We start from the raw sequence: 21,597 nt of genomic DNA on the forward strand, positions 1-21,597 counted from the left end.
GCCCGGTCACGAGCGGTGGGAGAGTGGGGGACATGGGTCCTCGAGTGATCGTCGTCGGTGGTGGCATCGCCGGTCTGACCACCGCGCACCACCTCCTCGCCGCCCGACCCGACCTGGACGTCCTCGTCCTCGACGGAGGTGACCGCCCCGGCGGCAAGATCCGCGGTGAGGCGGTCGGCGGGGTCACCGTCGACGTCGGCGCGGAGTCCGTCGTCGCGAGCAGCGCCACCGCACGCGCGCTGATCACGCAGCTCGGGCTCGCGGGTGACCTCGTCCACCCCGAACCGGTCCCCGCGACGATCTGGTCCCGCGGCGCCCGGCACCCGGTGCCCGCCCGCACCTTCATGGGCATCCCCTCCTCGCAGACCGACCTGAGCGGTCTCCTCGACGACGGGGAGGCGGGCCGGGCAGGCCGCCCCGCCCCCTTCGCCCTGGACGGGCAGGACGTCACCGTCGCGGAGGCCGTGGGCGCGGTGTACGGGCGAGCGGTCGTGGACCGGGTCGTCGAGCCGCTGCTCGGCGGGGTGTACGCGGGGCGCGTGGACGCGCTGTCGTTGCCCGCGACGATGCCCCGGCTCTGCGCCGCGATGCGCGAGGGGCGCTCGATGCCGGAGGCGGTCGGCTCGCTCCTGCCCGCTCCCGCAGCGCACCCGGCTCCCCGGGTCATGGGACTCGTCGGGGGGATCAACCGTCTGGTCCGGGCGCTGAGCGAGCGCATCGTCGCCGCTGGTGGCGTCGTCTCCGGCTCATCGCTCGTCCGGGAGCTGCACCGCACCCCGGAGGGCTGGCGGGTGGTCACCGGACCGACCATCGACCCCGTGGCCCACGATGCCGACGCGGTCGTCCTCGCCACCCCGGCGGCACCGACCGCCCGACTGCTCACCGACCACGCACCCCGGGCGGCCCTCGCGCTCGCCGGGATCGAGTACGCCTCGATGGCCGTGATCACCCTCGCCCTGCCGACGGCGCAGGTCGGCTCGCTGCCGGGCAGCGGCTTCCTCGTCCCGGCGGTGGATCGCCGCACGATCAAGGCCGCCACTTTCTCCGCGGCGAAATGGGCCTGGGTCGACGCCGACTCGCCGGATGTGACGCTCCTGCGCGCCTCGATCGGGCGCGCCGGCGAGGTGGCCACCCTCCAGCGCGAGGACGCCGAGCTGCTCGCGACGGCCCTCGCCGAGGTGGGCGAGGCGCTCGGCGCCACGCTGCCCACGCCCGTCGACAGCCACGTGCGGCGCTGGGGCGGGGGCCTGCCGCAGTACGACCTCGGGCACACTGACAGGGTCGCCGCCGCCCGGGACGACGTCGCCGGACTCCCCGGCCTCGAGCTCGCCGGCGCCGCCTACGACGGTGTGGGTGTCGCGGCCGTCCTCGATGGCGCCGCCCGTGCTGCGACCACGACCCTGCAGGCACTTCCCCCTTCGTCCATCCCCCGACAGGAGCACCGATGAGCACCCGGCCCGTCCCCGCCAAGCCCTCCCGCGAGCAGCTGGAGGCGATCAACTCGAGCGTCCACTACGCGATGTTCTCCGCCTTCGCGCTCGTGACGCCGCTCGGTGACGAGGCACGCGACGGGCTCGTGCAGGAGGTCGAGGCACTCTTCGCCGACCTCACCGAGTCGGGCGTGCGCATCCGCGGCGTCTACGACGTCGGTGGTCTGCGCGCCGACGCCGACCTGCTCATCTGGTGGCACGCCGACGAGATCGAGCAGCTCCAGGACGCCTACAAGAGCTTCCTGCGCACGGGCCTGGGTGCCCACCTCGAGCCGGTGTGGTCCAACGCGGCCGTGCACCGCCAGGCGGAGTTCAACCGCAGCCACATCCCGGCCTTCCTCGCCGGTGAGGAGCCGCGCGACTACGTGTGCGTCTACCCCTTCGTGCGCTCCTACGACTGGTACGTCCTCGACGAGAAGGAGCGCCGCTTCATGCTCGCCGAGCACGGTGGCATGGCGCGCGACTTCCCGGACGTGCGTGCCAACACCATCCCTGCCTTCGCCCTGGGGGACTACGAGTGGATCCTCGCCTTCGAGGCCGACGAGCTGCACCGCATCGTCGACCTCATGCGTGAGCTGCGTGCCTCCAAGGCGCGCCTGCACGTACGCGAGGAGGTCCCCTTCTTCACCGGCCCGCGGGTGAGCGTCGAGGCGCTCGTGGGTGGCCTGCGCTGACCCTTCGCCTCCAGATTCTCGGGTGACCCGATATTCCTCACCTTCGCAAGGGTTTCTTACTCTTGCGAAGGCGAGGTTTCTCTTGCTGAGCATCGCCCGGGTGGGGTGATCCACAACGACCGAGGCGAAGGGGAGGCCGTCCCCACCCCGAGGACGGCGCGCCACGAGGGGCCGCGGCCGGAGCACCGTGGTCGGATGATCGACGTCCCGGCCGACCTCTTCACCGACCTGCTCGCCCTGCCCGACGCCATCTTCACCCGTCAGGACGCACTGCGGGCCGGGGTGCGCGACGAGGTGCTCATCGGCGCCCTGCGCCGTGGGCGGATCGCCCGGCTCTGTCGCGGCGCGTACACCTCGCCGGGTCCGTGGACGAAGGGGGAGCAGCGCCGCCTCCTCGCCCGTGCGGCACTGCGCGTCTACGAGGACGCCGTGCTCACCAGCGCCACGGCGGTGGCCGCGCACGGGATCCCGCTCTTCGAGGTTCCCGTCGTCCGTGCCGACATCGCCCGGCCGATCACCCGCGAGGCCGGGACCACGCAGCTGCGCATCCGCCCCCTTCGGGACGAGCCGGTCGACACCGACTGGGGGCCGGCCGTGCCCCTGGCCCCGGCACTGCTCCAGATGACGATGGACCACGGCATCCCTGCCGGAGTCGCCTCGATCGACGCGGCCCTCCACGTCGGCGCGACCGAGCGTGAGGTGCTGGCCGCGGGGTACGAGCGGGTCAGTGGCTGGCCCCACTCATCGCGCGCCCGGTGCGCTCTGGCCTGGTCGGACGGACGGTCGGAGTCGCTGGGGGAGAGCGTCACCAGGGTCATCCTGCGCGGGGCGGGGTGGGGCATCGACTCGCAGGTGCCGATCGTCGATCGCCACGGCGAGGTCTTCGCCCGCGCGGACCTGGGCGTCGAGGGCACGCGGGTGCTGGTCGAGTTCGACGGCAAGGTGAAGTACACCGAGGGCGGACCTGATGCCCTCTTCCGGGAGAAGCAGCGCGAGGACCGCATCCGCGCCCTGGGCTACGTGGTGGTGCGGGTGACCTGGGCCGACCTGTTCCACCCGGAGCGGATCATCCGGGCCGTTCGGGGAGCGCTCGCAGTCGCCGCCTGACTGCTCAACAAGACAAACCTCGCCTTCGCAAGAGTAAGAAACCCTTGCGAAGGCGAGGTTTATCGGGTCACCCGAGAAACTTGGGGGACCGGCTCAGCCCTCGGCGGGGCGCAGCGTCATCGAGATCGAGTTGATGCAGTAGCGCTGGTCGGTCGGGGTCTCATAGCCCTCGCCCTCGAAGACGTGGCCCATGTGGCTGCCGCAGTTGGCGCAGCGGACCTCGATGCGGGCGCGGCCGGGCAGCGAGTCGTCCTTGATGTACTCGACCCGGTCCTCGGCGAGCGGGGTGTAGAAGCTCGGCCACCCGCAGTGGCTCTCGAACTTCGTGTCGGACGTGAACAGCTCGGACCCGCAGGCGCGGCAGGCGTAGACGCCCTCGGTCTTGGCGTCGGTGTACTCGCCGGTGTAGGGGCGCTCGGTCCCCGCCGCACGCAGCACGGAGTACTCGTCGGGGGACAGCTCGGCGCGCCACTGCTCGTCGGTCTTGTCCACTGCGTAGGTGCGGTCGCTGGGCTCCATCATCGAAGTCTCCTCTGGTCGGTGTCTCCATGATGCAACGCCGCGACCCCCGCAGATCATCCGGGCCGGCGCGCGAGGGGACGGGCCGCTCAGACGGCGTCCCGGTGGGCCAGGTGGTCGGGCCGCGGGGCCGGGGCCGCGAAGGGCTCCAGCACCCGGTTGGACACGGCGTTGAAGACGACGAAGAGGTTGCTGCGCGGGTCCGGAGAGATGTTGCCGGCGGACGCGTGCATGCAGTTGGAGTCGAAGTACAGCGCTGATCCCGCGGGCCCGGTGATCATGTCGATGCCGTGCTCGTCCGAGAGCGCCGCGACGTCCTCCTCCTCGGGGGTGCCGACGGGCGGACGGTAGGAGGTCAGGGACTCCTGGTGGTAGGCGTCCGGGGTCTCGCCGACACAGCTGACGAAGTACCGGTGCGAGCCGGGGATGATCATCAGCGCGCCATTGGTCGCGTAGTTCGGGGTCAGCGAGAGCGAGACGCTCAGGGCGCGCGGGGTCGGCATCCCGTCCTCGGCGTGCCACGTCTCGAAGTCGCTGTGCCAGTAGAAGGGGCCACCCGCGAACCCCGGCTTGAGATTCATCCGGCTCTGGTGGATGTAGACGTCGTCCCCGAGGACCTGCCGGGCCACACCGGCGACCTCCTCACGGGCGCAGATCTCGGCGATCGCGTCGCTGAGCCGGTGGACGGCGAAGAGGGAGCGCACCTCGCCGTTGGAGGGCTCCCGGACCACGCGCTCGTCGTCGCCGAGCCGGTCGGTGATGGCGTCGACCTCCGACAGGCAGGTGCTGATGTCGGCGTCGGAGAGGACGGACTCGGCCGTGTGGTACCCGCGCTCGCCGTAGCGGCTGACCTGGTCCCGGGTCAGCGGGCCGCGGGGTTCCCGGCTCCACACGACGGAGTGGGAGCGGGGTTCGATCTGGCTGCGACGGGCCAGTCGGGTGCGGTAGACATCGATCGCTCGAGTAGCGGTGTGAGTTCCGGTGGTCACACAGATCCCTTTCGCTCGATCCGGCACATCGGGGGCCGGTGGTGGTGCTGTGGTGTTGTCAACGAAGGGGGGCACGCCCCCTCTTCGCAGGTTGCCAAATTCCCGCCGCGGGAATCAACCACCGGCCGCGGGACGAAGGGGGCGACGCCGCCCCCTTCGCCCGGGGGTGGCCCTAGGCTGACCGCATGGCCAAGACTCCCGCCGCGATGGTCACTGCCGGCGACCGGGAGGTGCGTGTCTCGAGCCCGGACCGGGTGATCTACGAGGCGACCGAGCGGACGCCGGCGATCTCGAAGCTCGAGGTGTGCGAGTACGTCGCCGCCGTGGGCGAGACGATGATGCGCACCATCGGTGACCGGCCCACGGCGATGGAGCGCTGGCCCGACGGGTGGCGTGAGGGCATGCGCCTCGCGGTCGGGCCCAAGGACTCGGGTGCCGACGGCTTCTACCAGAAGCGGCTGCCGCGGGGTGCTCCCGAGTACATCGAGACGGTGGAGATCACCTTCCCCAGCGGGCGCACGGCGCAGGAGCTGTGCCCGAGCGAGCCGGCGGCCCTCGTGTGGGCGGCGCAGATGGGGACGCTGACCTTCCACCCGTGGCCGGTGCGCCGGCCCGAGGTCGACCACCCCGACGAGCTGCGGATCGACCTCGACCCCCAGCCGGGCACGACCTTCGCCGACACGCAGCGCGTGGCGGCCGGTGCGCGTGACCTGCTCGAGGAGCTGGGGCTGCGCGGCTACCCGAAGACGAGCGGCAACCGGGGCATCCACGTGTACGTCCGCGTCGAGCCGCGGTGGTCCTTCGAGGAGCTGAGGCACGCGGCGATCGGCTTCGGCCGCGAGCTGGAACGCCGCGACGACGGGGTGACGACGGCTTGGTGGAAGGAGGAGCGCGGCGAGCGGATCTTCATCGACGTCAACCAGAACAACCGCGACCGCACGATCGCCGGTGCCTGGAGCCTGCGTGCGCGCCCGGGTGCACCGGTGAGCACGCCGATGACGTGGGAGCAGATCGCCGAGGTCACCGACCCGGCCGAGCACAACCTCACCACCGTGCTGGACCACCTCGCCGAGGGCGACCCGTGGGCCGACATCGACGCGCGCGCCTACTCGCTCGAGCCGCTGCTGCAGCTGTGGGAGACCCTGCCCGGGGGCGAGCTGAACTTCCCGCCGGACTACCCGAAGATGCCCGGCGAGCCGCCGCGCGTGCAGCCGAGCAAGAAGGTCGCCGAGCACTGGGACGAGGACGGCAACCGGGTCGAGGGGTAGCCCTCGTCGTCAGTCCGCCAGCACCTCACCGAGGTCGTAGGCGGGGGCGCGGTCGATCTGGTCCAGCGTGCACGACTGCGGGTCGCGGTCCGGGCGCCACCGCAGGAACTGCACGGTGTGCCGGAAGCGGTGCCCCTCGAGCTGGTCGAAGGAGACCTCGACGACCCGCTCGGGGCGCAGGGGGACGAAGGAGACGTCCTTGGCCGAGGAGAAGCGGGAGCGGTCGGTCTCCGCGTGCTCGACGTTGCCCTCGGCGTCCCGGAGCACGAGCGGCTCGAGCTCGTCGATGAGCTCGAGGCGACGCTGCGCGGTGAAGGCGGCGATCCCGCCGACGTTGACCAGGCGGCCGTCGTGGTGCAGGCCGAGCAGGAGGGAGCCGATCCCGCGACCGGACTTGTGCACCCGGTACCCGGTGACGACGGCCTCGGCCGTGCGCTTGTGCTTGATCTTCAGCATGGTCCGCTTGCCCGGGGTGTAGGGCGAGGCCAGCGCCTTCGCGACCACCCCGTCCAGGCCGGCACCCTCGAACCGGGTGAACCAGTCCCTCGCCTCCTGCGCGTCGCGCGTCACCCTCGTCAGGTGCAGCGGCGACCCCTTCGTCAGGTCGGCGAAGTAGGTCTCCAGCCGTGCGCGACGCTCGGCGAAGGGGAGGGAGGCCACGTCCTCGTCGCCGAGGGCGAGGAGGTCGAAGGCGATGAACTCCGCGGGTGTCTCCGCGGAGAGCTTGGCGACGCGTGACTCGGCCGGGTGGATGCGCTGACCCAGGGCCTCCCAGGCGAGGCGCTGGGCGCCGGGCCCCCCGCTGCGCACGACGACCTCGCCGTCGAGGACGACACTGCCCGGCAGGTGCTCACGACAGGCCGCGACGAGCTCGGGGAAGTAGCGCGTCAGGGGCTTCTTGCCGCGGCTGGCGAGCTCCACCTCGTCACCGTCCTTGACGATGATGCACCGGAAGCCGTCCCACTTCGGCTCGTAGGACCAGCCGCCCTCGATGGCATCCGCGTCGGGCACGTCCTTGACGGCCTTGGCGAGCATGGGGTCGAGGCTGATCTCGGGAAGGGGTGTCACCCGTCACATTCTGCCCACACCCCGAGACATTTGAGACGATGGCACCGTGACGAACAGGACCGTGGCCGAGCGCACCCTGACGTACGGGTCGGTTGCGGTCGGCTCGGCGCTCCTCGGCGCGGGGTCGGTGTGGATGGGCGTGGCGACCTACTTCGCCCGTCGGGTGCTCACCCCGGACCCGAACCGCCCGGACGACACCATCGTCCACGCGGTCCACTCCGACAGCGTCACCCTGTCCGGCACCCCCGACCTCCTCGTGCCCGGTCGGTACGGCCTGTGGTTCGACGGCGGCCGCGGGCACGCCCGCATCGGTGCCGTCCTCGAGGTCGACCACCGGCGTGAGCGGGTGCGCCGTGAGCTCCTCGGGGTGGACGAAGGGAGGCTCCGGTCCGGCCCGGCCCGGTTCAACGGGTACTACTGGGGTCGCGACCCGCAGTCCGACCTCGACCTGCCGACGCAGGACGTCGTCGTCCCGGCGCAGCTCGGGCCGATGCCGGCGTGGATCGTCCCGAGCGAGCACGGCACCGGTGAGCGCTGGGCGGTGCTCGTCCACGGTCGGGGAGCTCGTCGCCTCGAGGCGATGCGGGCCATCCCTGCGCTCCACGCCGAGGGACTGACCTGCCTGGTGCCGAGCTATCGCAACGACGGTGAGGCACCGGAGGGGCCGGACGGGCGCTACAACCTCGGGATGTCCGAGTGGCGTGACATCGAGGACGCGGTGCGGCTCGCCCGGGCCCGTGGCGCCCAGGAGATCGTCCTCGTCGGCTGGTCGATGGGCGGCGCGATCGTGCTGCAGTTCCTCGACCGCTCGCCCCTGTCCTCGCTCGTCTCCCGCGCGGTGCTCGACGGCCCCGTCGTCGACTGGGGCGATGTGCTGCGCCACCACGCCGACCTGCACCGGGTACCTGCCCCCGTGGGCCACCTCGGCAGCGCCCTCATGGGTCAGCACTGGGCCAAGCGCCTCGTCGGGGTCTCGGAGAGCGTCGACGTGGCCCGGACGAACTGGGTCAAGCGTGCCGACGAGCTGCACCACCCGATCCTGCTCATCCACTCCCGCGACGACGAGTTCGTGCCCGTGGGCCCGAGCGAGGAGCTCGCGCAGGCTCGACCGGACCTCATCACCTTCGAGCCGTGGTCCCTGGCGCGGCACTGCAAGGAGTGGAACGTCGATCCGCGGCGCTGGGACGCCGTCGTGCGCGCCTTCGTGCGCTGACCGGTCTCAGCGCTCGACGCGCCACAGGCCCAGGAGGGTGCCGTCCTCCTCGAGCAGGTGCCGGCAGGTGAGGTCGACCTCCACGTCCGTGCCGTCGAGGATCCGCGGGTGCGTCCCGCGGCCGCCCCCGATCAGCTGGGGGGTCCAGGACAGGGCGAGCTCGTCCACGAGGTCGGCGGCGACCAGCTCGGAGGCGAGGGTGGGACCCCCTTCGCAGAGGACGTGGGGGCCGAAGGTCTCCCGGGCGCGGGCCACGACGGTGGCCAGGTCGACCCGCTCCTGCCCGCAGATCCAGGTGGCCCCACCCTCGACGGCGCCCGAGGCCCGGGTGGTCGCGAGCACGACGCCCGGGCCGCGCGCGCTCTCCGGCAGCTCCGCGCGGGTCGAGACGACCACCATCGGGGTCCTCGCCGGCCCGTAGCCCTCGGCGCGGGCCGTGCCCGCGCCGATGAGCAGCACGTCCGCGGCGCGTCGCATCGCGGCGAAACCCCGGTGGTCGGCCGGCGAGTTGATCGTCCCCGAGCGTCCGTCGGGCCCGTTGGCGGCGCCGTCGAGGGTGGTGACGAAGTTCAGCCTCACGAGGCGGTGGTCCGATGCATAGAGCGCATCGATCCCGCCCTCGTCGATGGTCGTGCCGGGGGTGACCGCTGCGGCGGTGTGGTCGGCGAGCAGGACGCGCATGCGGGTCAGTGTGCCCCACGGGTGTCCCCGCGGTGACAGGATGCGGTCATGGGCAAGAAGAAGAAGTCGGGCACGAAGAAGGCCCCGGAGTCGACGACACCCTTCAGCGATGCGCTGCGAGCCGATCCGGGCACCGAGCTCGCCGGCATCGCCCCGCGCAGCACCCCGGCCTTCGGTGGTGACAAGAGCGATGGCCGGGAGGCGCTGGACGACCTGGTCGCGGCCGTCTCGGACCTGCAGGAGCGTCTGTTCGCCGAGTCCGTCGCCGGCGGCACGCGCAGCATCCTCCTCGTCGTGCAGGGCATGGACACCTCGGGCAAGGGTGGGATCATGCGCCACGTCGTGGGCGCGGTCGACCCGCAGGGCGTCGACATCACCTCCTTCAAGGCACCGACCGCCGAGGAGCAGAAGCACCCCTTCCTGTGGCGCATCCGCAAGGCCCTGCCGACCGCCGGGCAGATCGGCGTCTTCGACCGCAGCCACTACGAGGACGTGCTCGTCGTCCGCGTCCACGACCTCGTGCCCCGGGCGCAGTGGGCGCGTCGCTACGGGCAGATCAACACCTTCGAGGAGAGTGTGGCCGACCAGGACACGACGATCATCAAGGTGCTGCTGCACATCAGCAAGGAGGAGCAGGAGGAGCGTCTCGCCGAGCGCCTCGAGCGTCCCGAGAAGCACTGGAAGTTCACCCCGGGAGACATCGACGAGCGCGAGTACTGGGACGACTACGCGCAGGCCTACCAGGCCGTCATCGACAAGACGTCCACCGACGTCGCGCCCTGGTACGTCGTGCCGGCCGACCGCAAGTGGTACGCGCGCCTCGCGGTGATGACCCTGCTCAAGGAGCACCTCGAGGCGCTCGACCCACAGTGGCCCGAGGCGAGCTTCGACGTCGAGCAGCAGCAGGAGCGCCTCAAGGACAGCTGAGCGTCAGCTCACGCGCGCTCGATCGACCTCGCGCCGGCCAACGTCACCATCCCCGGGTCGAGCGTGCCGAAGGTCGCGCCCTTGGCCCCGCCGAGCCGCGAGCCGACGAAGGCCTCGGCCATCTCTTCGGGCGCGTGGGTGACCATGAGGCTCGCCTGGAGGGTCGTGGCGAGGCGTTCCACGAGGTGGCGCGCCCCGCTGGCCAGCTCGTCGGCTCCACGGGTCGTCAGCTCGCTGACGTCACGCTCGAGGTCGTCCAGGGCCGAGTCCAGCGCCGGGAGCTGGCCGCGGGCGACCGAGGCCTCCTTGAAGAGGGCCATGAGGGAGGCCGGTTCCCTCGAGATCGCCCGGAGCACATCGAGGGCATTGACATTGCCCGAGCCCTCCCAGATCGAGTTCAGCGGAGCCTGGCGGTACAGCCGTGCCATCCCGTGCTCCTCGACGTAGCCGTTGCCACCGAGGCACTCCAGCGCCTCCGCGACGAAGGGCGCGGTGCGCTTGCACACCCAGTACTTCCCGACGGCGACGCCGAGCCGGGTCAGCTCGGTGTCGCCCTCGTCGAGGGCGTGCGCCAGGCGCAGGCCGAGCAGCGTCGCCGCCTCGGACTCGAGGACGAGATCGGTGAGGACATTGCGCATGAGCGGCTGGTCGACGAGCGTCGTGCCGAAGGCGGTCCGGTGACGGGTGTGGTGCACGGCCTTCGTCAGGGCGGCGCGCATGGTCGCGGCCGAGCCGAGGATGCAGTCCAGGCGGGTCGTGGAGACCATGTCGATGATCGCCCGGACCCCGCGTTCCTCCTCGCCGACGAGCGCGCCCCAGGTGCCGTCGAACTCCACCTCGGAGGAGGCATTGGAGCGGTCGCCGAGCTTGTCCTTCAGGCGTTGGAGCGCGAAGGGGTTGCGCGTCCCGTCCTCGAGCACGCGCGGGACGAGGAAGCAGCTGGGCGCCGCCCCGGGCGTGGTCGTGGCGAGGACGAGGAAGACATCGCTCATGGGCGCCGAGCAGAACCACTTGTGGCCGGTCAGGCGGTAGCTGGACCCGGTCAGGGGGCCTCCGGGGGTGGCCACCGCGCGGGTGGAGTTGGCGCGCACATCGGACCCGCCCTGCTTCTCGGTCATGCCCATGCCGGCGATGGCCCCGGCCTTGCTCGTCGCCTCGCGCAGGCCGAAGTCGTACTCGCGGGAGGCGAGCAGCGGTTCCCAGCGGGCCGCGAGCTCGGGGGAGTGGCGAAGGGCGGGCACCGCCGCGTTGGTCATCGTGATCGGGCAGATGTGGCCCGGCTCCGCCTGGCTCCACGTGATGACCCCGGCCGCTCGACGAAGGTGGGCGCCGCTCCCTTCCTCCTGCGTCCACGCCTGCCCCGTGAGACCCGCACCGGCTGCCACGCGCATCAGCTCGTGCCACGCGGGGTCGAACTCGACCTCGTCGATGCGGTGGCCCCACCGGTCGTGGGTGACCAGGCGTGGGGTGTTGCGGTGGGCGCGGTCGGCCCACTCAGCGGCCTCGTCCGAGCCGGCGAGCTGACCGAGGTCGGTGAGCTCACCCACAGCGGCGTCCCCGTGCCTCGCCGGGACCCAGCGACGGACCCCCTCGGAGAGGACCGGGTCCGCCGAGAAGACGTTGCGACCGCTCATCGGCGGTACCTGGTTGGTGACCTCGTGAGTAGGCATGACCGCACCCTACGGGGACGAGAATCCGCGATCTGCGGGTCGGCTCACCGCCGGTTTGGAATCTGGCGAAAGTTTGGGCTACTGTCACTCCGCACGCCAACGCAGAGATGCGGACGGCGTGAGTGCGGATGTAGCTCAGTTGGTAGAGCGCAACCTTGCCAAGGTTGAGGTCGCCGGTTCGAACCCGGTCATCCGCTCGGAAGGTTCACCGCCTTCATGGTGGAGTGGCCGAGAGGCGAGGCAACGGCCTGCAAAGCCGTCTACACGGGTTCAAATCCCGTCTCCACCTCGGACATTGCTGGACACCGAGCATGGTCTCGGGCGATTGGCGCAGCGGTAGCGCGCTTCCCTGACACGGAAGAGGTCACTGGTTCGATCCCAGTATCGCCCACCAGGTGGACCAGGGCCCCCTCCACGGCGACCAGCCGGGGAGGGGGCCCTGGTCGTGTGCCCACGGTCCGTGTGTGGCCGGCCCGGTCGGGTCCGCTATTCTCCTGCCGTGGCTGCCGAGACCGAAGAACATGCCGGACGCGTCCGGGAGACGATCGTCGTCATCGTGCTGTCCCTGACGGCCGTGCTCACCGCGTGGAGCGGCTTCGAGAGCAGCAAGTGGGGTGGCAGCATGTCCACCAACTTCTCGAAGGCGTCCACCCAGCGGATCGAGGCGTCCCGGCAGGCCGCCCACGCCGACGCGGCGCGGGCCACCGACCTGCAGATCTTCGGCATCTACCTGGAGGCCGTCGCCCAGGATGACCAGAAGCTCGCCCAGTTCGCCGAGGACCGGTTCACCCCCCACTTCGTCGTGGCCTTCGACGAGTGGACGGCGATGAAGCCACTGACGAACGCCTCGGCGCCGCAGAGCCCCTTCGCCCTCGACGCCTACGTCCCGCCCGGGAGCACGGAAGCGGCAGCCGCGGATGCCCGCGCCGACGCCATCTTCGACCGTGCGGTCTCCGACAACGCACGCGGCGACCGCTACACCCTCATGACCGTCCTCTTCGCCCTGGTGCTCTTCTTCGCCGCGATCGCCACCCGGATCCGCTCACACCTGCTGTCGTGGACCCTCGTGGGCATGACCGCCACCCTGATGCTCGTCGGCATCGTCTTCCTCGCCCTGTTGCCCAAGCTCATCTGAGCGCGGGGTCACATGAGTGCGTGTTGCGGCCCGAGCCGTCCCGTCAGCACCCCCTCGGACGTGGCCTCGGCGGACTCTCCCAGTCTTGCCGCGGACCACGAGCGAGCAGCCGATGGGCCGGACCGTGACCTGGTCCTCGTCCCGGGCGGCTCCTTCGTCATGGGTACCGACGACCCGCACGGCTACCGCGAGGACGGGGAGGGGCCAGCGCATCCGGTCGAGATCGGCGAGTTCACCCTCGGGCGGTACGCGGTGACCAATGACGAGTTCGCCGCGTTCGTCAGCGACGCCGGGTACCGCTCGACGGCGGAGGTCTTCGGGAACTCCTTCGTCTTCGCCGGGCTGCTGCCCGACGACTTCCCGCCGACCCGAGCCGTTGCTGCGGCTCCGTGGTGGCGTGAAGTCATCGGCGCCGACTGGCGCCACCCCGAGGGGCCGCACAGTGATCTCGACGGCCGGGGTGATCATCCGGTCGTCCACGTCAGTTGGCAGGATGCGATGGCGTTCTGCACCTGGAGCGGCACGCGGTTGCCCACCGAGGCCGAGTGGGAGCGCGCTGCGCGGGGTCGACGAGAAGGCTCACACTTCCCGTGGGGTGATGAGCGAGAGCCGGCAGGTCGGCACCGGATGAACGTCTACCAGGGGCAGTTCCCGCGTCACGACACCGGGGAGGACGGATGGGTCGGAACCTGCGCGGTCGGCGCGTACCCGCCCAATGATCTCGGCGTGCACGAAGCCACCGGAAATGTCTGGGAGTGGTGCTCGGACTGGTTCGACCCGACGTACTACGCACGGTCCCCGAGACGTGACCCGCGCGGACCCGATGCTGGCCGGACCAAGGTGATGCGGGGCGGCTCCTACCTGTGTCACGAGAGCTACTGCTGGCGGTACCGGGTGGACTCCCGCAGCTCGAACACGCCCGACAGCACCACGGGAAACATCGGCTTCCGGGTCGCCGGTCCGCGTCCCTGACCCGCCGGGGCCGGGACGCGGACTCGGGTCAGCTCAGCGCCTTGCTCTTGAGTGCGTCGTACTCCTCCTGGGTGATGGTGCCCTCATCGAGCAGACCCTTGGCCTTCTGGATCTGCTCGGCAGGGGAGGAGGTGGCCACCGACTTGATGTAGGCCTCCTGGGAGTCCACGGCCGACTGCACCGACCGGGCCCGGCGCCGGGCCATCCCGTCGCCACGCACGATGAGGTAGACCAGCGCCGTGAGCAGCGGGAGGAACAACAGCAGCACCACCCACACGGCCTTGACGATGCCCTTGGTCTCGTGGTCGGCGAACAGGTCGCCGATGATCGAGAACAGCATCACCAGGTAGAAGATGAAACCGAAGCTCACGATGATGAGCCAGAGCACGTCCCAGAACGACATCGATGGTCTCCCAAGGGTTTACGAGGGTGATCCGTGTGATCGACCCTCTGTCAGGGTGCTGATCCTGTCAGCACCGGTCGCCCACGTCCATGACCCGAATCGCGTGACCCTGCAGTCGTGCTCGGCGGCCTTGTCGCCTCTCCCTCACCGGAGGGAGTCGCTCGCCCGCTCCAGCAGGGGTGGCACGAGCGGACCGAGCCGGTCGAACCCGGAGCCGACGGTCAGGCCCTCGTCATCACGGCGGCGGATGCCCTCGAAGATCGCCGCGATCTTGAAGAAGGCGAAGCCGAGGTACCAGTCGAGGGCCCCCAGATCGAGCTCGCTCGACTCGCCGTAGGAGCGCAGCAACCGGTCACGGCCGGGGAATCCGGTGACGTCCCCCGGATGGGCCGCGACGGGGGAGTCGAGTCCGGTCATGCCGTCCCACCACACGAGCGTCGACGCGACGTCCGCGAGCGGGTCGCCGCGGGTCGCCATCTCCCAGTCGAGGACCGCCTCGATGCCGCCGTCGGTGTTGAGGACGACGTTGTCGAGTCGGTAGTCCCCGTGCACCAGCGTGGTGCGCTGGGTGGCGGGCTGGCCCTGCCGCAGGCGCCTCGCCAGGTCCTCGAAGGGCGCGAGGCGGTCTGACCCGCCGGCCGCGACCTGACGCAGCCACCGATCGATCTGGCGCGTCAGGTAGCCGTCGGGTCGGCCCAGGTCACCCAGACCCACGGACCCGGGATCGAGGGCGTGCAGATCCGCCAGGCAGGACATGAGGCCCCGGCCCAGCGTTGCCGGGTCGCCGACCGCGCGCAGGTCGTCGACCGACCGGGGGACCACCCCCTCGGCGAAGCCCATGATGTAGAAGGGGGCGCCCACGGCCCGGGCGCCCGCGTCACCGGCCAGGTGGACCGGGCGCGGCACCGGCACCGGCGAGCGGTGCAGGGCCTCGAGCATCCGGTACTCCCGGCCCATGTCGTGGGCGGTCTCGAGCGCGACCCCGAGGGGCGGTCGTCGCAGCACCCAACGGCGGTCGCCGTCGGTGAGCAGGTAGGTGAGGTTCGACCGTCCCCCGGCGAGGAGCGAGGCGGTGACCGGCCCCGGCAGGAGACCGGGCGCGTGGGCGCCGAGGTACCGCGTCAGTGGCCCCACGGCCAGGCCGGGCGGGTCGTCGACCGACGGGGCCTCGTCAGTCACGCAGCTCCCGTCGCAGGATCTTGCCCGTCACCGTCTTCGGCAGCTCCTCGATGATCTCGAGCTGTCGCGGATACTTGTACGCCGACATCCGCTCCTTGCAGTGCGCGATGATCTCGTCCGGGTCGACCCGCTGGCCCTCGTGCAGGCTCACGTAGGCCTTGACGGTCTCCCCGCGCTTCTCGTCCGGCACCCCGACCACTGCGGCCTCCCTGACCGCCGGGTGCTCTGCGAGGACGTCCTCGACCTCGCGGGGCCACACCTTGTACCCGGAGGCATTGATCATGTCCTTCTTGCGGTCGACGATGAAGATCCATCCCGCCTCGTCCATGAACCCGACGTCACCGCTGTGCAGCTGGCCGTGGGGGATGCTCGCGCGGGTCTCCTCCGGCTTGTTCCAGTAGCCCGAGATGACCTGGGGCCCATCGGCGACGATCTCCCCGATCTCGCCCAGCGGGAGGTCCCTCCCTTCGTCGTCCTGGATCCGGACCACGGTCGAGGGGACAGGTGCCCCCACGGAGAGCGCGCCGGAGGCCGGATCGACGGGGGACACCGAGCCGAAGGGGGTCAGCGTCATGGGGCTCGTCGTCTCGGTGAGTCCGTAGGCGTTGTGCACCTGCAACCCGGTGGCTGCGTGGAAGGCCCTCTCTGCCGTGGGCGAGATCGCGGCGCCTCCGGAGTACACCGAGCGGAAGGAGGCGAAGTGCTCCCGGGTGAAGCCCGGGTGGTTGAGCAGGGCGTTGAGCGCGGTGATCGCCCCGATCGTGTACGTCGGCCGGTGCCTGAGGAAGGCATCGAGCACCACCGCGGCGTCGAAGCGGTAGGCGAGGACGAGCGGGATGGGGGAGAGGAAGCTGATCGCGATGTGCCCGATGAGCCCGGTGATGTGGAACAGGGGAGCGACCCCGAACACCGAGCCGCCGGGTTCGAAGCGCGCGCAGTCGCGGTAGATCGCCGCGGTGAAGACGACGTTCCCGTGGGTGTTCATCGCTCCCTTCGGCAGGCCGGTGGTCCCTGACGTGTAGGTCAGGAAGGCCACCGTGTCCGGCCCGAGCTCTTGGGGAGGGGGAGTCTCACCACGATGGTGCTCGAGCAGGGTGGCCAGGTCGGTCGTGCCCTCGTGACGTTGCCGGGTGACCCCCTCGAAGAGCCGCGGATCCGCCTCCGTCTGGTACTCGAGCTCGCTCGTCGTGAGGACGAGCTCCACCTGCGTGTCCGGGACGACGGTCCGGGCGACCTGGTCGTAGAGGTGCTCGAGCGAGACGAGGACCGTTGCGCCGGAGTCCTGCAGGAGGTGGCGCAGCTCGCGCTCGCGACTCATCGGGTTGATGGAGACGAGGACGCCGCCTGCCTTCCAGGCCCCGAGTGCCGCGATGAGGAACTGGGGGACGTTCTGCAGGTAGGCCGCGACCCGCTCCCCGGTGCGGAAGCCACGAGCGAGCAGACCGCTGGCGAGGGCATCGCTCAGACCGTCGAGCTCACGTCGGGTGATGACCCCGTCGAAGTAGCGGATCGCCGCGCCGTCGGGGTCCTGCTCCAGGCCCGCGCGGAACATGTGGAGCGCGCTCGGGTGCTCGGGGCGCACCTCGTGGGGTTGGTCGCCGTACAGGCCCAGCCACGGCTTCTCGTCGTACGCGGACATGCACGCTCCTTACTTGATGACGATCGGGTTGACCGGGGAGCCGCTGCCCTGGGCCACCTTGAGGGGCGCGGCCGCGTAGAAGACCTCGTAGACGCCGTCGTCGGCGCAGTCGGACGCGAGGTCCTCGAGCTCCACGATCTCGGTGAAGGCCACGCCGAGATTGCGCATGAGGGCGTTGTGCAGGACGAGTGCGGCACCGTTGTTGGGGTCCGTGGTCACCTCGTTGGCGATCGTGTCGGTGACGAGGTTGGGGATCTCCATGTCCGCGAACCACTGGACCAGCTCGTGACTGTAGACGAGCCCGGGCTCGCAGAAGTTCTCGTAGAACGCGTCGCCGACCTCGAAGAACTTCTGCAGGTAGTTCGTGCGGATGAGCAGGATGTCGCGCTTGCGGAGCTCGACGCCCTGCTCGCGGGCGCAGGCCATCAGGTCCTCGTGCGTGTACGTCTCGGCGGACTCGAGGTAGTCCTTGCCGCGGTAGCGGGCCATGTCCAGCAGGACGGCGCGGCCGACGACGCCGCGATCGGCGATCGGCTGGACGCTGGCCTTCTCCATGCCGCCGACGGTCGAGCGGGCATCGAACCCGTTCCAGAGCTTGTCGTCGTACCAGACGTGACCGAGCGCGTCGTACTGGGTCGAGCCCTGGAGAAAGCACTCGATCTTGTCGTCGGCGTAGTGCAGTCCACCGGGGAACTGGGGCGCGTCGTCGCCGTCCCAGGTGGCCTCGTCCATGATCTGGGTGCGGACGGCCGGCTTGCGGCTCGGCCAGACGGGGTCCCCCTTCGGGTCGCAGATGAGGCGCTGGATGGGAAAGACCTTGCCACTGCGGATGAGGCCCGCGGCGGCGATGACCTGCTCGGGACCGAGGTAGTTCAAGCTGCCCACCTCGTCGTCCGGTCCCCACTTGCCCCAGTTGCTGGGGGCATCCTTGAGCAGGTCGGTCAGGGGCTGCACTGTGTCGGTCATGGCTCCTCCTCGAGCATGGTGACGAAGTCGCGCTCAGCCGAACGTATGCTCGGGTGCGCTTCGTGACAGCACCACGCTGGCCTGTGTCGGGCGGGGTGTCAATGGAGCGACGGAGTAATCTGGTTCAGTAATACTGAACACCGACGGGAGATCGGCATGAACGTCGAGGGCACACCCAGCCACCGGTTGGCGCTGGGGGGGAGCGTGCGCGACCTGCGTCAACGCCGGGGGATGACGTTGCGCCAGCTCTCCCGTGAGATGGGGACGAGCGTCGGCACCCTCAGCGCCATCGAGAACGGGAAGGTGGGGACCTCCTCGCACCGTGTCGTCCAGCTGGCCGACGCCCTCGGTGTGCGCGCTGACCTGCTGCTCACCGGTGTCGGACAGCCGATCCATGACGGGCGCTGGCTCGTGCGGGGGTTCGCGGGCCCGGGGAACCACCTCGAGGGCTGGCGTTCGTACGACGCGCTCATCCTCGACCCCGCGCTCCACGGCGCCCTCGAGTCCTTCCTCGAGTTCGGCTACCACGGCTCGACCATGCGCGGGATCGCCGAGCGGGCCGGCCTCTCGGTGGCCGGGCTCTATCACTACTACGAGAGCAAGCAGCAGATGCTCGTGGCGCTCTTCGACCGGACCATGTCCGAGCTGGCCGGACGGACGACCGCCGCCCGGTCAGCGCCCGACGAGCCGTGGACCCGATTCGCGAAGCTCGTGGAGTGCCTCGCGCTCTTCCACACCCACCGCCGGGAGCTCGGTTTCATCGGGGCCTCCGAGATGCGCAGCCTGGCGCAGCCGGCCCGGCAACGCATCGCCCAGCTGCGCACGACCGAGCAGGCCAAGGTGGACGTCGAGCTCCTGGCCGCCTGCCGGGCCGGGGTCTTCGCGACCGACCGGCCGCACGAGGCCGCGCGGAGCGTGGTGACGATGTGCACCTCGATGGCCCAGTGGTACCGGTCCGACGGGCCGTCGACCCCGGAAGAGCTCGCCGGTCAGTACGTCGACTTCGCTCTCGATCTCGTGCGGTGCGACGAGTCCCTCCGACCACGCCAAGGGCCCCTCACACCTGGGTGAGGGGCCCTCGGATCCGGGAGGTCGTCGTGCCTACTTGGCGGCGACGCGCACGAGCTTGCGGTTGATGAACTCGTTCATGCCGTCCTCGGCGAGCTCACGACCGTAGCCCGAGCGCTTGACCCCGCCGAAGGGGAGGCCGGGCAGGGTCGTGCCGTGCTCGTTGACGTAGGCCATGCCGACGTCGAGGCGGGCCGCGACCTCGGCGGCCTTCTCCGGGTCGTCGCTCCAGACGGACCCGGACAGGCCGAAGGGGGAGGCGTTGGCCTGCTCCAGCGCCGCGTCGACGTCGGTCATCCGGTAGACCATCGCCACGGGGCCGAAGAGCTCCTCCTCCCAAGCGCGCATCTCGGGGGTGATGTCGGTCAGGACCGTCGGTGCGTAGAAGGCGCCGGGACCGTCCTGCACCTTCCCGCCGGTGTGCACGGTCGCTCCCTTCGCGATGGCGTCCTGCACCTGCTCGTCGAGGTCGTCACGCGCCTGGGTGGAGGACATCGGCCCCATCCGGGTCGATGCCTCCAGCGGGTCCCCGACGACCGTCTTCTCGACGTGCCGGGTCAGTGCCGCGACGAACTCGTCGTGGATCTCGTCGGCGACGAACATCCGCTTGGGTGAGTTGCACGCCTGGCCCGAGTTGGACAGGCGGGCACGGGCCGCCGTCTTGGCCATGGCATCGACGTCGGCCGCGTCGAGCACGAACATCGCGTCGGAGCCGCCGAGCTCGAGGACCGACTTGGTGAGGTTCTTGCCCGCCGCCTCGGCGACCGATGCGCCGGCCGCCTCGCTGCCGGTGAGCGAGACCCCCTGCACGCGCGTGTCGGCGATGACGTCGGGGATGATCTTGCTCGGGGCCAGGAGGTTGACGAAGCCGCCCTCCGGGAGCCCGGCCTGCAGCAGGATCTCCTCCATGAGCGCATTCGATGCAGCGCAGATCCCGGCGTGCTTGAGCAGGACCGTGTTGCCGATCATGAGGTTGGGTGCGGCGAACCTGGCCACCTGGTAGTAGGGGAAGTTCCACGGCATGACGCCGAGGAGGACGCCGACGGCCTCCTTGCGCACGACACTGCGCAGAGCGCCCTGCGGCTCGAGCTCCTCCTCGCGCAGCAGCTCGGGGCCGTGGTCGGCGTACCACCGGTAGATGGACCCGGCCAGCTGCACCTCTCCCTTCGCCTCCTTGACGGGCTTGCCCATCTCGACGGCGATGGTGCGGGCGAGCTCGTCGGCGCGCTCGTCGTAGAGGTCAGCGGCGCGGCGCAGGACCGCGGCCCGCTCCTCGGCGGACACCGAACGCCAGCTCTCGTGGGCGCTGTGCGCCTGCGACACCGCAGCGATGGCGCCGTCACGGTCGAGCTCGTCGAAGGTGCGCTCGACCTCTCCGGTCGTCGGGTTGTCAGTGCGATAGTTCGCCATGTCGTCCTCTCGTGGTGAATCGGTGGCCGCGGCAGCGCGGTCGGTCCGCGATGCCGGTGGGCTACGGGGCCATCGCGCCGTCTCGAGCGGCTGCCGGATGGATACCCACGCCGTCGACGACGCCCTGGGCGACCTCGCGCAACTTGGTGTTGCTCTCGTTGGAGTGACGCCGCAGGACCTCGAAGGAGCGCTCCAGGCTCAACCCGTACCGCTCCATGAGAATTCCTTGGGCTGCGCCGATGACGAGTCTGTTCTGCAGCGCGCTCCGCAGACCGCCGATCTCGCGCGCCTGGCTGATCGCCACCGACGCCAGCCGTGCGTACACCAGGGCATGGTCGACGTCGTCGTCGTCGAAGCCGTCCGCGACCCGCGAGTACATGTTCAGACAGGCGAAGAGGGGCGAGATCGAGGTCAGGCGCACGCTCAACGAGGACCGCACACCCTCCTCCCGCGAGGCCGCGCTCCAGGTCGGCCATCGCTCATCCGCGTGGGTGTCGCCCACCCTCGCGATCTCGTGGTCGGTGAGCACCGTCAGGCACGGGCCCTCGTCGAGCTGGAACTGGAGGTCGTCGATGCGCGCGGCGACGGGGTCGGTGGTGGCGCCCACGTCCACCCTCCTGCCGTGGCGCACGAAGACGCTGCACATGTCCGCCCCCGGGACATTCGCCACGGCCTGGTCGACGATCTGTTGGAGGGTGTAGTCCTCTTCCGGTTCGGCGCTGAGCTGCTCGACGATGCGCACGATCTGGTCGTCCTGCATGGTGCTCCTTCATGGGTCGGGGCGCTGGTGCACCGACGTCGTGTGGACGAGCATGCCCCCTCGACCGGCCGGTGCCGTGCGTGGGCCCCGCTACTGGTCCATCCAGTACTGTCGCAGCGCCAGTTCCTGCGTCGCCGTGAGGTGGGCACCCAACGCTATCGTGGGCGCCCGTCCGAGCGTGCGCCGCGAGACCGGTGCGACGAGGCCCTGCTTCATCTCGAGCAGCAGCGCCAGGGGCAGGGCGCGATGCCTGGGGAGCGGGCCGGACACCCGGACGACCAGCCATTGCGGGACGCGTGAGCTGGCGTCGGCGAGGACGTCGTCGACGCGGCCGAGGACACCTCCGGTGCTGCTGCGGACACGCCGGCCCAGGTAGGCACAGATCGCCGCGTCGGACGTGTCCACGAAGAGACCCCTCCTTGCGCCGCTGCCGGTCCCCGGTCGGACCGCACTGATGCG

General features: G+C 70.6%; 21 protein-coding genes and 3 tRNA genes. 12 read left to right on the forward strand and 12 right to left on the reverse strand.

The window, feature by feature from the left end; translation table 11 throughout:
- Positions 1-32 precede the first annotated feature (32 nt).
- From hemG to ACR9E9_RS10375, 3 genes are all read left to right on the forward strand, one after another.
- On the forward strand, positions 33-1,448 hold the full coding sequence (gene hemG / locus ACR9E9_RS10365) for a protoporphyrinogen oxidase (RefSeq protein WP_435198410.1): 1,416 nt from the start codon (positions 33-35) through the stop codon (positions 1,446-1,448).
- Entirely contained in the window at positions 1,445-2,164 is a 720-nt protein-coding gene (hemQ, locus tag ACR9E9_RS10370; RefSeq protein WP_435198411.1) for a hydrogen peroxide-dependent heme synthase, read from the forward strand. The genes hemG and hemQ overlap by 4 nt, the downstream gene beginning before the upstream one ends.
- 195 nt (positions 2,165-2,359) lie before the next feature.
- On the forward strand, positions 2,360-3,271 hold the full coding sequence (locus ACR9E9_RS10375; protein WP_435198412.1) for a hypothetical protein: 912 nt from the start codon (positions 2,360-2,362) through the stop codon (positions 3,269-3,271).
- 93 nt (positions 3,272-3,364) lie between these two features.
- Here the strand turns inward: ACR9E9_RS10375 and msrB are convergent, their stop codons facing one another.
- A complete protein-coding gene (gene msrB / locus ACR9E9_RS10380; protein ID WP_435198413.1) occupies positions 3,365-3,793 on the reverse strand; it encodes a peptide-methionine (R)-S-oxide reductase MsrB in 429 nt (142 codons plus the stop codon).
- 86 nt (positions 3,794-3,879) lie between these two features.
- Complete coding sequence (gene thpD, locus ACR9E9_RS10385; protein WP_435198414.1) at positions 3,880-4,779, reverse strand: ectoine hydroxylase; 900 nt, start codon at positions 4,777-4,779, stop codon at positions 3,880-3,882.
- Between the two features lie 185 nt (positions 4,780-4,964).
- On the opposite strand from thpD, the gene ACR9E9_RS10390 reads away from it, so the two are divergent.
- Positions 4,965-6,047 (forward strand): DNA polymerase domain-containing protein, encoded by a 1,083-nt coding sequence (locus tag ACR9E9_RS10390; protein WP_435198415.1) that lies wholly within the window; start codon positions 4,965-4,967, stop codon positions 6,045-6,047.
- 9 nt (positions 6,048-6,056) lie between these two features.
- On the opposite strand, the gene ACR9E9_RS10395 is transcribed toward ACR9E9_RS10390, so the two are convergent.
- Entirely contained in the window at positions 6,057-7,082 is a 1,026-nt protein-coding gene (locus tag ACR9E9_RS10395; RefSeq protein ID WP_435203627.1) for an ATP-dependent DNA ligase, read from the reverse strand.
- 79 nt (positions 7,083-7,161) lie between these two features.
- On the opposite strand from ACR9E9_RS10395, the gene ACR9E9_RS10400 reads away from it, so the two are divergent.
- Positions 7,162-8,328, forward strand: coding sequence for an alpha/beta hydrolase family protein (locus ACR9E9_RS10400; protein ID WP_435198416.1), 1,167 nt, complete (start codon positions 7,162-7,164; stop codon positions 8,326-8,328).
- A gap of 6 nt (positions 8,329-8,334) precedes the next feature.
- Here ACR9E9_RS10400 and ACR9E9_RS10405 read toward each other — a convergent pair whose 3' ends face one another.
- On the reverse strand, positions 8,335-9,009 hold the full coding sequence (locus ACR9E9_RS10405; RefSeq protein WP_435198417.1) for a dihydrofolate reductase family protein: 675 nt from the start codon (positions 9,007-9,009) through the stop codon (positions 8,335-8,337).
- A 48-nt stretch (positions 9,010-9,057) separates the two neighbouring features.
- Between ACR9E9_RS10405 and ACR9E9_RS10410 the strand changes: the two genes are divergently transcribed.
- Positions 9,058-9,936: a polyphosphate kinase 2 family protein gene (locus ACR9E9_RS10410; protein ID WP_435198418.1), complete on the forward strand. Its 879-nt coding sequence runs from the start codon at positions 9,058-9,060 to the stop codon at positions 9,934-9,936.
- 8 nt (positions 9,937-9,944) lie between these two features.
- Here ACR9E9_RS10410 and ACR9E9_RS10415 read toward each other — a convergent pair whose 3' ends face one another.
- Complete coding sequence (locus ACR9E9_RS10415; RefSeq protein WP_435198419.1) at positions 9,945-11,606, reverse strand: acyl-CoA dehydrogenase family protein; 1,662 nt, start codon at positions 11,604-11,606, stop codon at positions 9,945-9,947.
- A gap of 124 nt (positions 11,607-11,730) precedes the next feature.
- Between ACR9E9_RS10415 and ACR9E9_RS10420 the strand changes: the two genes are divergently transcribed.
- From ACR9E9_RS10420 to ACR9E9_RS10440, 5 genes are all read left to right on the forward strand, one after another.
- A tRNA-Gly gene (locus ACR9E9_RS10420) sits at positions 11,731-11,803 on the forward strand.
- A gap of 21 nt (positions 11,804-11,824) precedes the next feature.
- Positions 11,825-11,895, forward strand: a tRNA-Cys gene (locus ACR9E9_RS10425).
- Positions 11,896-11,925: 30 nt separating this feature from the next.
- Positions 11,926-12,000: transfer RNA gene (locus ACR9E9_RS10430), tRNA-Val, on the forward strand.
- Between the two features lie 105 nt (positions 12,001-12,105).
- Positions 12,106-12,741, forward strand: coding sequence for a hypothetical protein (locus ACR9E9_RS10435; RefSeq protein ID WP_435198420.1), 636 nt, complete (start codon positions 12,106-12,108; stop codon positions 12,739-12,741).
- A 60-nt stretch (positions 12,742-12,801) separates the two neighbouring features.
- Positions 12,802-13,713 carry a formylglycine-generating enzyme family protein gene (locus ACR9E9_RS10440; RefSeq protein WP_435198421.1) on the forward strand — a complete coding sequence of 304 codons (912 nt, stop codon included), beginning with the start codon at positions 12,802-12,804 and terminating at the stop codon, positions 13,711-13,713.
- Positions 13,714-13,741: 28 nt separating this feature from the next.
- On the opposite strand, the gene ACR9E9_RS10445 is transcribed toward ACR9E9_RS10440, so the two are convergent.
- From ACR9E9_RS10445 to ACR9E9_RS10460, 4 genes are all read right to left on the reverse strand, one after another.
- Positions 13,742-14,116: an SHOCT domain-containing protein gene (locus ACR9E9_RS10445; RefSeq protein ID WP_435198422.1), complete on the reverse strand. Its 375-nt coding sequence runs from the start codon at positions 14,114-14,116 to the stop codon at positions 13,742-13,744.
- 144 nt (positions 14,117-14,260) lie between these two features.
- Positions 14,261-15,295 carry a phosphotransferase family protein gene (locus ACR9E9_RS10450; protein WP_435198423.1) on the reverse strand — a complete coding sequence of 345 codons (1,035 nt, stop codon included), beginning with the start codon at positions 15,293-15,295 and terminating at the stop codon, positions 14,261-14,263.
- Positions 15,288-16,934, reverse strand: coding sequence for a class I adenylate-forming enzyme family protein (locus tag ACR9E9_RS10455; RefSeq protein ID WP_435198424.1), 1,647 nt, complete (start codon positions 16,932-16,934; stop codon positions 15,288-15,290). Before ACR9E9_RS10455 ends, ACR9E9_RS10450 begins: the two co-directional genes overlap by 8 nt.
- 9 nt (positions 16,935-16,943) lie before the next feature.
- The gene (locus ACR9E9_RS10460) at positions 16,944-17,900 is read right to left on the reverse strand and encodes a cyclase family protein (protein WP_435198425.1); all 957 of its coding nucleotides are present in this window, start codon (positions 17,898-17,900) and stop codon (positions 16,944-16,946) included.
- A gap of 156 nt (positions 17,901-18,056) precedes the next feature.
- Here ACR9E9_RS10460 and ACR9E9_RS10465 point away from each other — a divergent pair, with 156 nt between their 5' ends.
- Entirely contained in the window at positions 18,057-18,971 is a 915-nt protein-coding gene (locus tag ACR9E9_RS10465) for a TetR family transcriptional regulator (protein WP_435198426.1), read from the forward strand.
- 30 nt (positions 18,972-19,001) lie between these two features.
- On the opposite strand, the gene ACR9E9_RS10470 is transcribed toward ACR9E9_RS10465, so the two are convergent.
- The 3 genes from ACR9E9_RS10470 to ACR9E9_RS10480 all read right to left on the reverse strand — a co-directional run bounded on the left by ACR9E9_RS10470 (position 19,002) and on the right by ACR9E9_RS10480 (position 21,543).
- Complete coding sequence (locus tag ACR9E9_RS10470) at positions 19,002-20,378, reverse strand: NAD-dependent succinate-semialdehyde dehydrogenase (RefSeq protein ID WP_435198427.1); 1,377 nt, start codon at positions 20,376-20,378, stop codon at positions 19,002-19,004.
- Between the two features lie 61 nt (positions 20,379-20,439).
- Positions 20,440-21,138: an ANTAR domain-containing protein gene (locus tag ACR9E9_RS10475; RefSeq protein ID WP_435198428.1), complete on the reverse strand. Its 699-nt coding sequence runs from the start codon at positions 21,136-21,138 to the stop codon at positions 20,440-20,442.
- Between the two features lie 90 nt (positions 21,139-21,228).
- Positions 21,229-21,543, reverse strand: a complete 315-nt coding sequence (locus ACR9E9_RS10480; RefSeq protein ID WP_435198429.1) for a PRC-barrel domain-containing protein — start codon at positions 21,541-21,543, stop codon at positions 21,229-21,231.
- Positions 21,544-21,597: the final 54 nt, after the last annotated feature.

Origin of the sequence: Janibacter sp. GS2 (assembly GCF_051200835.1) — a bacterium.
In the GTDB taxonomy this organism is placed as follows: domain Bacteria; phylum Actinomycetota; class Actinomycetes; order Actinomycetales; family Dermatophilaceae; genus Janibacter.